We start from the raw sequence: 15,737 nt of genomic DNA, 5'->3' as shown, positions 1-15,737 counted from the left end.
CCGGTTCGCCGTCGACGAATTGGCGACAGAATCGTGAGAAGGGCAAAAGTAGCGTGAGAACCTACACATGCGGAGATTGCACGTCCCCCTACATCACGCGGCGGGCCTTCAGCCCTGCCTGGAGTGGAGCTTCCTTGACGACATCGCCCGGCGTGGGGGCGTGGACCATCTGGCCGTTGCCGGAATAGACACCCACGTGTCCAGGCCCGTTCGGCCCCCAGCTGCCGAAGACGAGGTCGCCGGGCCTCGCCTGGTCGATCGGGATCTCGATGCCGACACCCCACTGCTGCTCCGAGGTGCGCGGGAGGGAGACCTTGCCTGCGCTGGCCGCGTGTACCGCGTACGAGGTCAGACCTGAGCAGTCGAACCCACCGCCGGAGGGTCCGCCGGTTCCGCCGCCACCCCACACATACGGGGTACCAAGGTATTCGCGAGCGGCCGTGACTACTTGGCTGCGGTCACCGGACGCGTTGGGGATGAATCGGCCGCGGGCATTGGGGTTGGTGAACCCTGCACGGGCCTGCAGGATCTTGGGCACGTAATTCTCGGTCTGGGCGAAGGGCGGGATACCGCCGAACTTCTGCACGGCGCCGGCACCGGCGTTGTAGGCCGCAAGCGTCAGTTCGATGGGGTCGCCCTTGGCCTGGCCGCTGGCGATGTAGCCGGAAACGTCCTGGTACAGGGCGCACATGAAATGCGCCTGCGACATCACCGCGTCACCGATGGAGTTCGGGTCGGCCTTCCCGTCCTCATCGTAGTCCTTTCCCCACGTTGCCCAGGTGCCGGGCATGAACTGTGCCGGTCCCAGCGCTCCGGTGTCCGATACCGGGGCATGGGGGCCGTGCCGGAATCCGTTCTCCTGCTGGAGCTGTGCGGCGAGCAACGGAGGGTCGATCTCCGGGCAGACACTGCCGGCGCGGCGTAGCCACGCCTCGAACTCGGCCGGCACGATCCCGAATGCCAGCTCGCCGCCGCCGGCCATGCCGAAGCCAGAGCAGTCAGCTGTCGACCGGGATGCGGCCACGAGTTGGATGGGACTGTTGCTGGCGGTGTCGGGGTCGCCTCCACTGGTGCCGTTCTGTTCGGCGATGTCGGGTAGGACGGTGAGGGGGTCGAGGGCCGTTCCGCCCTGCAGCCGGCCGCCCTGCCAGTACTCGAAGTGCAGGTGCGGGCCCGTCGATCCGCCGGCGTTGCCGATGTCGGCGATGTGGTCGCCGGCCTTGACCTGCTGGCCTGGTTTGATGTGAATTCCATCGGCGAACATGTGGCCGTAGACCGTGCTCATGGGCTTGCCGTCGACGTTCGAGTCGATGACCACCCAGTTCTCGAACCCGACCCCGGGCCCTTCGCCGGAGTCCCCGGCTTTGACGACGTTGCCGTCGAGCGCGGCGAGGATCTTCGTGCCGACCGGCCCGGCAAGGTCCACTCCTCGGTGCTGGGCTCCCCAGCGCTCACCGAATCCGGAGGTGAACGTGGTGGTCCCAGGTTCGACCGGCAGGCGAATTGGTCCGGACACGGTCAGCGTCAGATCTTCGGCGATCGACCCCGCGCTGTTGGCGCTGTCGGAGGTGACGGTCCGGCACGGATCTCTCGGGATGACTGGTGCGCCCAGTGAACACGCCGATGTCCCGATGATGATGCCGATGGCGCCGGTGAGCAGCAGCGCCCGCTGGGCGCCCCCGATGTTCACCTTCCTCCGGGGATTGGGGTGTCGAGTTCCGGGATCGGGATCGGACCGGGAATCGGTGTCGGGTCGTTGCCTTGGCTCGGGGCGGTTGCCGGTTCGTCGAGATCGAACATCGGCTGCGGCGTCGTTGACAGGCTCGACGTCGATGTCGGCTGCGGTGGTGTCGTTTCGGCCGCGGTGGTGGTCGGTGTCGTCGATGTGAGTGGTGTCGCAGTGGTGGTCGCCCGGGCCATCGTTTCGACCTCGGAGAGGTCGAGGGTCGGTAGGGGAGTGCCTACCACCCACCGCTTCTCACCGTTGACCTCGTCGACGGTGAGCGTGATCCGCAGATCCCCGGCCTGCGTCGGAACGGTCACCCGCGCGGTCCGCTCGCCGTCGGGCCCGTCGGTGAGCGTGCTGACCGTGGGGCCGGTGATGACCACCGGGGTCCGCGGCCGGGCCGCTACAACGTGCTCTCCCGGCTTGTCGGCGGTGTGGCGGCCGATGGTGCTGGCCCACATCGCATCCGACGGTGTGGTGTCGACGAAGGCGTGCGCGTAGGCCATTGCGGTGGCAGGCGCGCTGGATGCGGCCCAGGTTGCGGTCTTGGCGGCGACCAGGGACTCGTTCACTTCGTCGAGGTCGTAGCTGATCGTCTCCGTGGGCGTGACTGATTCGATGGTGGTTTCGGCCTGGTGGGTGACTGCCCGGGGCGGAGGGTTCTCTCCGAAGGCCGCGCCGGCGGCGAACAGCAACGCCACTGTGCCGGCCACCGTGATCGCCAGGTGGGTGCGGGAGTAGAGCACCCATCGGCGAATCGGTGCGAGGACAGGGTGGGGTCCAGATGACGACATCAGATGTACCGGTCCTCAGGTGTCGTGCGGGCCGGGGGGGCGGCGTTCCACACCTTCGCGTTCGGCGGCGCCTTCGCCGGTGATCGGTGCGGCGTGGACGCGGTGGCGTGATGTGCCCCTCGCTGGCCGCTGGTGGGGGTGTAGACCTTCATCGGCGCGATGGCCGAGCGGTCGCCGCCGTCCCACCGCTGCCCGACGCTGGCGGTCAGCAGTTCCTTGCGGGCCCGGCGTTCCTGGACGAGGTTGTCGGCCTCGTTCTGGTCGAATCTTTTCCACGTCGCGGCGCCGGACCTGACCGCGCGATCGGCGTCCTTGCCGTCGACCCCGCCCTTGCCGCGGCCGATGTCGCGGCTGGCCACGGCAGCGATCCCCGCGATACGTGCATCGCGATCGGCCGCGGCGTCGGACGCCTGGCCCAGGCGTGCGGACCGGCCCAGCCCCTGCGCCTTCCGGGCATCCGCTCGCGACTGCGTGAGCGCCTGCTGGCGGCGGTTGCCCAGTGCGCGACCCTCGGGCCGAGTGACCGTGGTCGCCCCGTCGTGGTCCTCCTGTCCGTCGCGTCCACGGCGGGCGAAGCGCTCGGTTGCCTTTTCCGTGATCGCCTGCGCGGGCCCGCCGACTGCAAAGCTCGCAGCGTCGAATGCCTTGCGTTTGATGGACTTCTTGGCGCTTCGGGCTTTGCGGTTGACCATGCTCGCGCTGTTTTGTGTGAAGGTCTGGCTCATCCGTTTGAACGGCCGCATGATCGCCCAGCACACGACGGTCAGCAGCACCATGAACCACAGTCGCCAGGAGCCGTCGACGGCCCCGTTCGAGTTGACGTAGAGCTGGACCAGCGCCATCAGGTAGAGCGCGACGATCACCGAGCCGGCCACGCCCCACATGTAGGCCGAGGCGAGCATGCGCATCACCCGGGCCAGCCACCCGCCGTAGGCGATCGCGACCGGAATCCAGATCGGGGCGAACAGGACCGCGAACCGGATCGCCAGCAGTGCGGTCAGTTTCAGCAGGGACGCGCCGATCCACAGCAGCGAGGGCATGGCCAGCTTGATCATGCCCATGAAGCCGGTGGAGGTGCGGCCGGAGTCCTTGCCCTGGAACTGGTAGTAGGAGAGCTGGTAGTCGGTTTCGAGATCGGTGACGATCTCCCGGAACTGGTCGGCCTTCTCCTCGGCGAGCTGCGCTTGGGCCTTCGGATCGTCCTTGACCGCGTTCTGCTGGTCATAGGTGAACGCCAGTGAGTCTCGGAGCTTCACACCGAGGCCAGCTTTATCCTCCGGGTCGTAATTGGTACCGAACCAGCCCTTGCGCCAGTCTGGAAGAAAAATCTGGTCGACCAGCACGTTTCGGGGGTCGGTGCTGCCGCCGGCGAGCGTGCCTCCGTCGTCGCCGAACTGCACCGCGAAAATCTGGTCCTGCGTCTCGGTGATCAGCGACCCGAACGTCTCGTCGGCCACCTGGAGCGCCTTCTGCGGAGCCCCGACCATCAACGCCCCGAACGCGAGCCCCGCCGCGGCGATCGCCGCGGTCTTCGTGACCCCGGCTGTGTCAGCTTTCAGGGCTTTCCACAGGATCATCGAGGCCACGACGACCAGGCCGATGCCGACCCATCGCCCGTAGAGGCCCCGCATGCCCTCGGCGATGGAGAAGACGATCTGGTCGAACCGCCCCAGCGCGGGCGTCACCCCGGCCGCGGTGGCGTCCTGACCGGTCTTGGTCTGGTCGTCGAGCCAGAACGCGGCGGCCGCCATCGATTTGCCGATGGTCAAGAACGTGTTGCCCAGGGTGGTGTCGCCGACCGCACCCGGCGCCTTGACCAGGTCCGCGCCGCAGCCGAGGTCATAGGTGTGCCACTTGAGCCCGGCCCACCCGTAGGTCTGATAGCCGGTTCCGCCGGTGGTCGGCCGGTCGGCGCTGGTCGAGTCGAAGGTGGTCTCGATGACTTCGTTCGGGAACTCCGGCGACGGGACGTCCTGGCAGTCGAACCCGCCGGCCGCCGCGACAGCGCCACCGAGTCCGATCAGCGACACCGCGGCCAGCATCAGCACCACCAGAACACGCCCTACGAGCCCCGTACGCCACCCGAAACGGCGCGGGGAAGGGGAACGGTCCATCCGTGCGGCTCTGGGCCGCAGCCGGCTCACGGCGCACCCCCGATCGCCGCGCGGGTTGCTCGCGAGTCCAGGGCGTCGAACACGTGGGCCAGGTGCACGTAGTGCGTCCAGTCCGATCGGATCAGTTCGATGTCGTCGGCCATTTTCACGATGAACCGGCGGGCCTGGTCCAGGTGCTCGGTGTCGGTGTCCTCGTCGAGAGTGTCCTCCCCGCCGCCGCCGAGGCCGGCCAGTAGTGACTCGTAGCCCTCGCCGAGGGGAAGGTTCAGCAGCTTGAGCGCGCCCTCGATCGCGTGGGCGTTGCCGCCGAGGTCACCGATGATCACCTCGTACGTCAGCGCGGACTTGTCGTCGGTGCCGTCGACGCCGAGGTAGTCGTCGGGCAGCTGCGAGCACACCAGAGCGCGAACCTTGTATTTCCGGCTGTCGCGGGCGATCCGCAGGTTCAGGGTGCGTCCGGCGCCGGTCTGCTCGAGGTATTTGTTCTCGTCGAGAAAGAGAACCTTGCGTTCGTAGCGCGGCAGCTCGTAGATGAGCCGGTTCGCCATCCACGCCGCCATATGCATGAGCGGGCCGGCCATCCGCTGCTGCGGGGTCCACTGAGCCGGGTCGGTGCCCGTCGGGGGCAGTTGCAGGCCGGGCATTGTCAGGACCGTCAGGCGCACGTTGCGGTCGACGGTCTCGCCGTCGCCGATGGTTCCCTCCTCTGGGAAGAGCACGCGGGCCTCGGCGAGCTGGGACATCATCGCCAGGTCCTGGTGGATGGACCGTGCACAGGAAATCAGGTCGACGTTGGTCTCGTCCTTGCCTTTGCCGATCGTGGCGATGGCGGTGAGGACTTCGCCCAGGTTGTGGTTCCGCTGGCCGCCGACCATGTTCGCCGCGGTCTGTAGAACCGTCTCGGTCCATTGATGTTCGAGCCGCGAGGGCGTGAGCATCATCTTCAGCACCGACACCGCCACCGAGATCCGCTCAGCCTCCGCGGCTCGTAGATCCGCCTCGTACTGCGACTGCGCTGCTGCGACCGGATCGGTGTCGTCGGCGTAGTCCGGGCTCATCGGGTCGTATTCCGGGTCCTCGCGCCGTGGGTCGACGATCACCCGGTACGGGTTGAGCGATCCCGGCCGAGAGGTGCGCCCTGTCAGGGCCTGCACCTCGGCGATGCCCCGAAACTCGGGCAGTTGAGCAAGCTTCTTCAGCGGCCCGGACGGATCGAGTACCACACCGTAGGCACCCGCACGCACTGCCTGGTAGACAAGCAAACCCGCGAGGAACGTCTTACCCGAGCCGGGAACAGCGACGATCGGCGTCAGACCCGATTTGTGCTTCTTCTCGTGCGCGGCAAACAGATCCCACACCGCGGGCCGCGGGGCGATCGACGCAGTCTGTCCCACCACCACGCCGGTGCGGTCACCGATCCGGTCACCGACCGCAGCCATGCCCGCCGACAATGCCTCGACGTTCATCCGCCGGCAGTGCGCGATGTTCGCCAGCGGCTCGCCCGGGACGAACTCGCGCAGCAGTTGGTATTGGCCGTGCTCCTGTTCCAGGCGAATCCGCGGCGCGTACACCTCCTGCAACAACGCAACCTTCTCCTTCGCCTCCTCCGGCGACGAGCCGACGACGAGGACGCGGTACCAGCCCTCGGTGCGCACCGACAGGCCCGAATGGTCCTCATCGATGTCGGAGATCACCCGTTGGGCGAGTGCATGCTGTTCGGCAAGCTCCTGCGGCGGGGACTGGTCGTGTTCGACGGTGTAGTGGTCGAACTGGGCCTCGATCTTCGACGTCAACCGGCGCAGGCTACGCAGCGTCTGCCCCTTCGTCTTGAGCGAGATGCGCTCGGACCATTCGAGCGGTTCCCCAGACGGATCACCGATCACCTGCCACGGCAGCATCTTCTCCGGTATCGGCAGCGGTGCCATACGCCCGACTGTCAGGACGATCGCGTAGCCGGTGTAGTCCCTGCCGCCGACCTGCCCGCGCACCGTGGTGTAGCCGTCGCCAGGAGTCAGCTCGAGATTGGTGAGGTCCTCGAGTGTGGCGACATCGGATTCCTCCCAGTCGCCGGCGCCGGAGATCACACCGTCCGCATCCAGCGGCAGCCCAAGCGTCGCAGAGCGCAGCAACAGGTAATCCATCTGGCCTGGAGTTGCGGGTTTAGCGTTCACACCCTGACCGGACAGGTGCCGCTCGATCGTGGAGAGGTGATCGGCGATCGCCTTCTGCTCGTTGAGAAATGCATCGCGCGCCCACTTGCGCCACAGCTGAGCGAACTTGCCCAGTAGTGGCCAGTCGACGACCGGAAGCAGCCACTGGCCGACCGTATCGAGACCCTGCGCGAGCACCGAGCGCGGCGGCAGCTCCACACCCCAATAGCGGCCCTTCTGCGTCGGGTTCCCCCACAGCATCGCGTGCTGTTGCCCGCGCAGGTAATCCGCCCATGACAGCGACCCAGGCACGTCCGGAATCGGATCGGCCCACGCGTCATGCGCCTGCGCCCACTGCCGCACCGGCCACGGCGTGCGCACCAACCGCCGGTGCAGCCCCGTCACACCGGACTCGGCGAGGTTCGCCACAACCAAGCCCTCGTTCTGGATGTAGCGTCGCTGCTTGCCGACCGGACGCATGTTCCACGGTCCCGGTGGCTGCACGAACCACGCCGTCGACTGCCGGCGCGTGCGAGTGACGTTGCCCTCCACGCCAACCAGCCCCAAACGCACCGCCTTGCGCTCGCGATCAGCGCGCTTCTTCGCCGCTGTGACCTGCCGGGTGACCTCCGCGTCCGGATCCCTACGGCGGCCGTCCCGCTTTCCGCGCCGCTTGCCCCTTCCCGTGGGCCCTCGCTCCGCATCGGGTGCGGGGGAGGGGACCACGACAGGTGCAGGGGCTGCGATGCTGCCTTCCGGAGCCTGAGACCATGCCAATTCCTGGGCCGGGACCGGCGCCGGAGCGGTCGGTGTCGCAGCCGCTCGGTTCGCGGCCATTGCCGCCGCCCACGACGGCGGCAACGCACCGGGCGGAACGATGGCTGGCTCCGGCTCGTCGAAGTTCGGATCGAACAATGCGGCGATCTCGTTGTCGGGCTGCAAAGTCATCGGGAGGACTCACCTTCGATCTGCGTGATGGCACCCGCACTGCCGGCAGCGCGGGAAATGGCGGGAAGGCGGAGTACGACGGTCTGACCGGGCTTCGGCGGGCGCGGTGCATTGAGGTCATTCCACGCGGCCCGGACCACCGACCGGACCGGACGATCGGCGTTGACGAACTTCGTCACTCGCGCGGTGAGCACGACAGTGATGACCACCATGACGACGAGGGACTTGAACCCCAGCGGCACATGGACGATCCCGCGGGCGATGACGAAGATCGTTGCCATGAATGCGGCCCCGAGTCCGAGCGCCGCGTATCGAATCCGGACCGGCAGGGTGAACCCGGTTGGGCCGAGGTAGTGCTGATCCACTCGGTGTAGCAGGTCGTCGTTGTCGATCACAGTCGGCTCCCTTCGATCGTCGATTGGTGATCGGGCACGGCAGGTCAGACCACTCGGATGCCGAACAGACCGAGAATCCAGTTGCCGATGCCGGTCGCGGCGCTCTCACTGCTCGCGAGGGAGAAGAACGCGATGCCAACGAGCGACAGACCGCCTACGGTGAAGACCTTCGACAGGTTGCCGCGCAGGCCGCCGAGGAGGACGACGCATGCGATCAGGGCGAGGATCGTGAAGATGATGTTGTCGCCGATCCACGCGCGCAGGCCGCCAGTGGTGACTTCGGTGTTCTGGGCGAGTACGTCGACGCTTCCGGGCGGGGTGGTCACCAGGTCGACGACTGCGGACGTGAGGGACATGAGCACACTCCATCGCTGAGTTCGGTAGGTACATCTGAATATGGATGCGCACGACCGTAAGTCGATTTCGCATTTCATCTCAACGGGGTGTCCGTATCAGAACGGGTCGTCGGCGCAGGTGAACAGGCGGTGCGGCCTCGGGAATATCGTTTACCAGTAAACGGGGTGCGCGGCGGCGCAGGGGCGAGACCCGCAGGACCTCGACGGTCAACCGGCAACCACGCTGCGCGTGAGGAAAATCCCCGCGGCGATTCACCGATGGTGGCGTCCTGCAAATCCTTACGGTTCTCAGAACCTCATGGGACGTGATGGTGATGACTGAGTGAAGGCGCTACGGGAGCGCCGAGGCAGGTACAGCCACGCACACTGGCTCTTCAAGCGGAGGTCTGGCGACGTGTTGCATGCGGTCCAGGCGGCGGCGGAGGCCGAGCCGAGATGGCCAGTCGCGACAGGTCCGCAAATCGGATCAAGCACCCGGTTTTGCCGGTGCGTGGATGACACGCTCAGATGCGCGGTGAAAACGGAGCCGGATTCGGCGGGGGATTTTGGCAGTGGATTCGAGCGATCGAAAAAGCGCCTCCCACGTCCACCCCCTCCGGGGGCCACTCCCCCCCGGCGTTCCTTGGGGGGGAGTGTAATCCAGAATTGCGCTCAGCGCCAACGCTATTCGGAACGCCCATGTCAAACGCTATGAGCGGTGCTAGAAGCGGCGCCGCCGACGAATGCTCGACGCCACGCATGACAACACGTTTCGAAGCGCTCACAACACAGCGGGTGCAACAGCCGCAGAGGTGCGTGGCGAAGCGCTCGGATGAGCACTCGCACGAGCGCTGAAAACCGCGCCGCACACTCCCGGAGAGCGCGCTGAGTGAACGCCCCGATGAGCGCTCGACCGAGCGTGTCGAACGGCGGTGATGGGCGAGCCCGTGAAGGGGGTGATTCGATCGCGTCGAGCGCTCGTCACTCTGGCCTGGAGTCCCGTGCACAAGGGCAGTTTTCCTCACATAGCCGGGGCGCGCCGCACGGGCGACACCCCGTTGAGGAAAAACACGGGTTTCTGTCACTGTCCTCAAAGACGCATCCCCGGACGGCGTTCAGGATCGCAACGATCGAAAGGTACAGGCGGCATGAGCGGAAATCACGACCCTCTCAAGGACTGGTTGGTCGCGACGTGGCGCGAGATCTTCGGCGATTCCGGAGACGGTCGTGGCAACCAGGTCGGCGAGAACGGCCAGCCGACGCACATCCACCGGTTCACCCCGTTCTCCCCGATCGCCGTCGTCGCCGCTGGCGTTGCTGTGTACTCCCAGCGCCTCATGTCGGCGGCCCCCGACAACGAGACGGTCGTCCAAGCCCTGACGAAGCTGCACGACTACCGGGTGCTACTCCTCGCCGCCACCGTCGCTCTCGTCATCGTCGACGTCCTGCGCCACCGCATGCACAAGCGGTCGCAAATACTCGAATCGGTGGTCCGACAAGCCACCGGACATCTGCCGAAGAAAATCGCTGTCCCGCTCCTGTCCGGATGGCGTGTGATCCGATGCGCGACGATCAAACTGCACCGTGGCACCGTCATGCGGCCCAAGCAGTTCGAGGAGTTGTTCCGAGCGATCAATACAGCGTTCCCCAGCAGTGAAAAATGGGAGGTCAAAGTGCGTCACGAGGCCCACCGCGACCGCATCATCATCGCCCGCGAGGCCATCGAACCGGATACCCGCTCCTACCGTCAGAAGGTCCTCCAGACGGCGCTCGACGGCGCCTCGATCTTCAAGGACCCGAAGGTCACCGTCGATGCTGTCGACGAGGCCGGCATCGAGACCGGCTACCGGATCGCGTTCGAGAAGTCGATGAACGCAGGCGCCAGGGGTTTCCAGCTCAAGGTCGAGGAAGCCCTCGCCTCCCTGGCAGGGCAGCACGAGTCCGGCCGCAGCTGGACCACCGACTGGTACCCCGACAAGGGCTACCTGGTGATGCGTCTGGTGACCGCGATGCCCCCTCGGGTCGACCATCCGCTCGAATTGGTCGACGAGAACCTGCGGCACCTGCCGTATGCGACCGGTACCGCGGACCGAATCATGTACTGGGACGTCTCCACCAGTTCCAACAAACCGCACTGCCTGATCGTCGGCCCCACCGGAGGTGGCAAGACGTCGGTGATCCGTACCCTGCTCACCGAAGCGGCCCGCCGGGGAATCCCGTTCGTCGGCGTTGATCCGAAGATGATCGAACTCGACGGACTCGAGGGCTACCCCGGCTGCGGCGCGATCATCTACGACGCACTGCGCGCGGCGATGTTCGTGCGCGCACTGCATGCCGAGCTGATGGCCCGCAATGCCTACATCCATCAGATGAAAATCGAGGGCTCGCAGCTACCACTGATGATCGCGGTCCTCGACGAGTTCTTCATTCTCTCCGGCAAGTGGCAGCGGTTGGCCAAGACCGGCGACGACGAGACCCGCGCACTGCTCAAAGAACTCGACCCTCTCGGTGCGTGGGCCGACCTCGCTGTTCTCGCCCGCTCAGCCGGCATCCGGCTGTTGCTCGGTGTGCAGCGCCCCGACGCCAGCCTGTTCGGTGGTGCCTCCGGCAACGCGCGGGACAACTTCGGTACCCGCATCAGCCTTGGCAATTTGTCGCAGGACGGCGCGCTGATGATGTGGGGCGACTCGACCGTCGGTCGCGAGGTCGACACTTCCGTCAAGGGCCGCGGCATCGCGCTCGGGGACGACGGCATCCCCGTCGACGCGCAGATGTGGTGGACCCCCAACGTCGACCGCCACCCCAACAAGTGGAACCAGCTCGCCCAGAGCGAGAAGGCGATCATCGACGGCCTCATGCCCACCGAGGCCCCGCAGTTCACCTGCTACTCGCAGGATCTGGCCTCGTTCATCGAATCCGAGCGCGCCCTCGCCAAGCGGGCACGGAGAAACGGCAGTGCTCCCGAGCCGATCGTCATCGGCACGACCGCCACCGACGGCGACCGGGCGGCCACGCCACCGATGGTGGATGCCGCGCCCACCGACGATGACGACTTCTCAGACGTCATTCCGGCCTCCGCAGTCGAGGCCGGAATGACCGTCCTCGTCGACGACGACAACGGCGAACTCGTAGCGGTCACCGTCGACTCGGTCGACGTTCGCCGCGGCACCAAGGGCGAGGTCATCGAAACCGTCCTGACCGTCGGCACGGGCCGCGTGAAGACCCGCATCACCTACGACGCCACCGGCGTCGTCGTCCTCCCAGAACCCGACCTCGTCGGAGCGCCTGTATGACCGCTCGCGGTAACTCCAAATTTCCTCGAGGACACCTGCCGAGACTGACCCACAGCTACACCAACACCATCACCAACACCATCACCGAAAGGGAACACCCATGAGCCGCCGTATCTCCCAGTCGATCACCCCGACGACCGAGGACGTGGCCGCGCTACGCGGTCCGTTCGTCGCCAAGGGTGCGAACGACCCTGTCATCAAGTCGCTGCGGGAATACTTCAAGAGTTCGGTCCCCGCGTGGCTGGCGAAGCTCAGCGAGGAGCAGGAGCTGACCCGGGACCGGCTCGCAGAGATCCGGGCCGCCTCGTCGAAGCGCCGCGTCGTTATCGAAGCGCTGCCTGAGGGAAGCGCCCGCGACAAGGCCCTTGCCGAGCTGGAGACGGCCGAGGCCGTCGTCGACGACATGGACAACGCGCTGTCCGGAGCGAGCGCCTTCGGGGTCAGCTAGAGATGACGCCGACTGTCGATGTCGAGATCACCTCCAAGACCACTGCCCGCGCCACCCTGGCGGACGCCAACGTGCCTCCAATGAATCTAGAGGCGCACGAAAGCAAGACCCTCTCCTCTGTTGTGCACGAGTTTTTGCACAACATGGCGCAGGCCCAGGGCGTCGATGTCGAGGTGATCTACCGGACAGCCAAGGACACTCGGTTCCTGACCGTCGGCCCGGACGGGAAGGCAGAGGAACGTGCTCCGAGCATGCCCCCGCCGATCACCACCGAGGCCCCACCCGAACCGGTTTTGGAGCCTGTCTCCACGCCTAGGGGTGGGCCGGTGGTGGTGGCGGCCGAACAGATGGCCTACGAGCCTGCCCCGCAACCCGTCGATGCCTCTACACCATCCCGGGTGGGGCAGCGGCCGACAGGGCCGGCCACAGGCCCGGTCAAAGGGCCACTGGATGTACGCCCGCAGCTCTTCGCGCCGCACGCAACCCCCCACGACTCACCCGACGTGGTCGCGCCCGCCCGCAAAGGACTGCGCGGCACCCTCAACACGCTCGGTTTCAAGCTCCCCCCGAAATCGGGATCCTCCGAGGAACGCGCACGCCGCGCCGCCGCTGTGACCGGTCGGTATATCGCTACCATCGGCCGGCAGGTGCACGCCGACGCGACGATTGCGGTACTCAACCCCAAAGGGGGCGTTGGAAAGACACCGCTGTTGCTCGGCATCGCCGACACCCTCGCGATGTACCGGCCGGCGACCTCGATCGTCGCCTTCGACGTCAGCGACTCCGGCGGCGGCCTTGCTGACCGGGCCGCAGTCGGTGCCGACCACGGACCCGACGTATGGGATGTCCTCGAACACGCCGAAGAGCTGACAGCCCCCGGAGTGCGGGCCAGCGCGCTGGGAAGGTTCACGATCCGACAGCCCACCGGCGTCGAGATCGTGCCCGGCTACCGGCGGATCGCTGCCGCGGCTATCGACCGCCACGCCTGCGAGACCCTCGCCTCGGTCCTGCGCCGACACCGACAGATGCTGCTCGTCGACACCGGCAACAACACAAACTCCTCGGCATGGCAGTGGGCCACCGAAGCCGATGTCGTCGTCATTCCTGTCCCCCTGCGCGGCACGATCCCCGGCACGGTCGCCGAGATGATCGATGACTTGGCGGGTGTGGCACCAGAAGTCCTCGACCGAGTACTGATGCTGATCACCGAAGGGCCCGACGATGACCCGGAAACCGAATTCGACGACGTGGAGACCTTCATCAGGGGCGGCATCGCGCCGGACAGGTTCGTGCGCATTCCCTACGACCGGCTGCTGCACAGCGGCCGCATCACCTACCCGCAACTCCAGCCGAAGACCCGAACAGCGATGATCGCCGCCGCCGCGAAGATCGTCGAGCTGCTGAGCACCATCGACCCCACCACCGAGGGACTGATCGACACCACCGAATTGCACTCGATCGCCCGCCCACAGCCCATCACCCGTAATCGCTCGTAATCCTTCGCTCACGTCCCTCTCTCGAGCACCACAGAACAGGAGCTACACCATGCCCGTCACCAACCGCGCCACCCGCCGCCATGGCCGGCACCGCCGCCAGAGCGCCACCCAGACCGCGACCACGCTCGCGGTGATCACCGCCGCCCTCGCCTCCGGTCTCACCCTCACCCCGTCCGCGCTCGCAGAACCGATCCAGGGCGGCGTCACCGGCGAAAGCAACCAGGAAGGCGTCACCGGCGGTGACACCCAGACTGGAACCGCAACCCCGATACCTGCACCCGAGCCCGCAAACGTGCCCGAGACCCGGGCGGAACCCGTGTACTGGGTCGACCCGCCCGCCACACACCAGAACATCGAGTACCAGCCCCTCCCGAACTATGACTACGAGACCAACGCGTATGTGGCGCCGGAGGACTACTACGTCGCACCAGTGCAATTCGACCAGCTGCACCTGCCGACGCCGGTGGAGCCGACGAAGCCGTTCATCGCCCCCCGGGACACCCTTCGGCTGGGTGAGCTGCACATCAAGCAACCGAACTGGGTGTCCGACATGGACCGGGACCGCACCAACAACACGATGGCCGTTGTTCAGGCAGGGGTCTCGACGGGTTGGCGGTCGATCGGTGTGGAAACCTCGCGGGCCGACCGGATCGCCGCCGCGCAGGTTGGTGCCGGAGCAGCCGGAGCAGCGCTCGGCGCAGTCACCGCAGGCAGTGCGGCGGCCACCGCAGGCGCTCTGGTCGGTGGCACGATCGGCGGCCTCGCCGGAATGACCGCGGGCACCGTCTTCCTTCCCGGACTCGGGTGGGTGCCCGCCGGGATCGTCGGCACCGCCGCCGGTGCGGGAATCGGTGCCGCGGCAGCGGGCATCCCCGCCGCCGCAGCCGGAGCCCTGGTCGGCGGCGGAATCGGAGTGGCCGCGGTGACCCCGATCGCTGCCGGCGACAAGGGCGAACCGAAGGAGATCGACGTCCCGGACATCGACTCGGAAGCCGTGACCGTACAGACCGAGACGGTCCTCACCGACTGGCAGAACTCCGGACCGATCGGACAGGCAGCCGCCTCGGCAGTGCAGGACACCGTCGAGTCCGCGCCCGCGATCGACCACCAGGCCCGCGACTTCGTCGCTGCACAGCCCGGCGGGCAGCAGATCATCGAGCAGGTCGACACCACCATGAACTCGTTCTTCAACGACGCCACACCCGGCCTGGCCGCAAACCTGCTGTCGGGCGCCATCGGCGGCGGCATTGCGACCGCGAACTGAACCACGAAGGCGGGTGCACACCATGAAGAAGCCGACCCTCGGCCGATCGACGCCGCGACATCCCGCGGTACTCGACCTTCTCGGTAGCCCATCCACCATCGACCATCCGCCGGGCGCCCGCACCATGGCGCCCGGCGGCCCTGCAACACCACCGCCCCCACCCCGGTCTCCATTACCGTTCCCACGCGGCCGCCGCCCGGGAAGGAAGGCGGTGGCCGGCATTGCAGCGGTCGCCGTCGTGGTGGCCGGCGGGGTGGCCATCAGCCACCTGCGTAGCGGAGACAGTGAAAGTGCCTCTCCGGCGGCCACAACCACCCCCACCGCTGCCGTTGCAGTTGACGAGAACGGGTTGCCCATCCTCAACTTGCCCGAACCCGAGCAGACCGAAAAGACAACCGCGTCGGACGGGGATTGCCGGGCAGACCGCGGTGATCAGAAGAGCGGCGCAGGCGTGATCGCAGCCTTCAACCACGCGTACTACAGCCTGCGCAACGGCGAAGCTGCCCGGGGCCTCGCCACCTCCACCTCATCGGTGCTGCCAGGTCCCGAACTGCAGAAGGTCATCGACGCGGTCCCGATCGGCACCAACTATTGCCTCCGCACCGTCGAGCTGTCCGACGGGGTCTACCTGGTCGATCTGTCGGTAATGCAGCCGGCTCAACCAGCCAAACGCGGCACCCAGACCGTCACCACCCAGGAGGTCGACGGCAAATGGTACGTCGACGTCTTCAACTGAGGACCGCCCCCGAAAGGACTTCAGCGAAATTGATGCCC

The 15,737-nt window shown here is 66.9% G+C and carries 11 protein-coding genes; 5 read left to right on the top strand and 6 right to left on the bottom strand.

The annotated features are described in order from the left end of the window. Window positions 1-88 precede the first annotated feature (88 nt). From QM841_RS38325 to QM841_RS38300, 6 genes are read right to left on the bottom strand one after another with little or no spacing between them, the layout of a single operon-like run. On the bottom strand, window positions 89-1,690 hold the full coding sequence (locus tag QM841_RS38325) for a peptidoglycan DD-metalloendopeptidase family protein (protein WP_283336029.1): 1,602 nt from the start codon (window positions 1,688-1,690) through the stop codon (window positions 89-91). Beyond that, window positions 1,687-2,520 (bottom strand): hypothetical protein, encoded by an 834-nt coding sequence (locus QM841_RS38320; RefSeq protein ID WP_283336028.1) that lies wholly within the window; start codon window positions 2,518-2,520, stop codon window positions 1,687-1,689. Before QM841_RS38320 ends, QM841_RS38325 begins: the two co-directional genes overlap by 4 nt. Then, window positions 2,520-4,634, bottom strand: a complete 2,115-nt coding sequence (locus tag QM841_RS38315) for a hypothetical protein (RefSeq protein ID WP_283336027.1) — start codon at window positions 4,632-4,634, stop codon at window positions 2,520-2,522. Before QM841_RS38315 ends, QM841_RS38320 begins: the two co-directional genes overlap by 1 nt. Before the next feature lie 26 nt (window positions 4,635-4,660). Further along, a complete protein-coding gene (locus QM841_RS38310) occupies window positions 4,661-7,732 on the bottom strand; it encodes an ATP-binding protein (protein ID WP_283336026.1) in 3,072 nt (1,023 codons plus the stop codon). Then, complete coding sequence (locus QM841_RS38305) at window positions 7,729-8,127, bottom strand: hypothetical protein (RefSeq protein ID WP_120661508.1); 399 nt, start codon at window positions 8,125-8,127, stop codon at window positions 7,729-7,731. Before QM841_RS38305 ends, QM841_RS38310 begins: the two co-directional genes overlap by 4 nt. A gap of 44 nt (window positions 8,128-8,171) precedes the next feature. Continuing rightward, window positions 8,172-8,483: a hypothetical protein gene (locus tag QM841_RS38300; RefSeq protein ID WP_283336025.1), complete on the bottom strand. Its 312-nt coding sequence runs from the start codon at window positions 8,481-8,483 to the stop codon at window positions 8,172-8,174. 1,127 nt (window positions 8,484-9,610) lie between these two features. On the opposite strand from QM841_RS38300, the gene QM841_RS38295 reads away from it, so the two are divergent. The 5 genes from QM841_RS38295 to QM841_RS38275 all read left to right on the top strand — a co-directional run bounded on the left by QM841_RS38295 (window position 9,611) and on the right by QM841_RS38275 (window position 15,699). Further along, window positions 9,611-11,755 carry a type IV secretory system conjugative DNA transfer family protein gene (locus QM841_RS38295; protein ID WP_283336024.1) on the top strand — a complete coding sequence of 715 codons (2,145 nt, stop codon included), beginning with the start codon at window positions 9,611-9,613 and terminating at the stop codon, window positions 11,753-11,755. A gap of 100 nt (window positions 11,756-11,855) precedes the next feature. Next, window positions 11,856-12,203, top strand: a complete 348-nt coding sequence (locus QM841_RS38290; protein WP_054246128.1) for a hypothetical protein — start codon at window positions 11,856-11,858, stop codon at window positions 12,201-12,203. A 2-nt stretch (window positions 12,204-12,205) separates the two neighbouring features. Beyond that, a complete protein-coding gene (locus tag QM841_RS38285) occupies window positions 12,206-13,699 on the top strand; it encodes a MinD/ParA family ATP-binding protein (protein ID WP_283336023.1) in 1,494 nt (497 codons plus the stop codon). Between the two features lie 49 nt (window positions 13,700-13,748). Continuing rightward, a complete protein-coding gene (locus tag QM841_RS38280) occupies window positions 13,749-14,963 on the top strand; it encodes an insoluble domain protein (protein ID WP_283336022.1) in 1,215 nt (404 codons plus the stop codon). 22 nt (window positions 14,964-14,985) lie between these two features. Continuing rightward, complete coding sequence (locus tag QM841_RS38275) at window positions 14,986-15,699, top strand: DUF8176 domain-containing protein (RefSeq protein ID WP_283336021.1); 714 nt, start codon at window positions 14,986-14,988, stop codon at window positions 15,697-15,699. Window positions 15,700-15,737 lie beyond the last annotated feature (38 nt).

This window comes from Rhodococcus sp. IEGM 1307, assembly GCF_030056915.1.
GTDB lineage: Bacteria > Actinomycetota > Actinomycetes > Mycobacteriales > Mycobacteriaceae > Rhodococcus_F > Rhodococcus_F opacus_D.
This window is presented reverse-complemented; position numbering and strand designations above follow the sequence as displayed.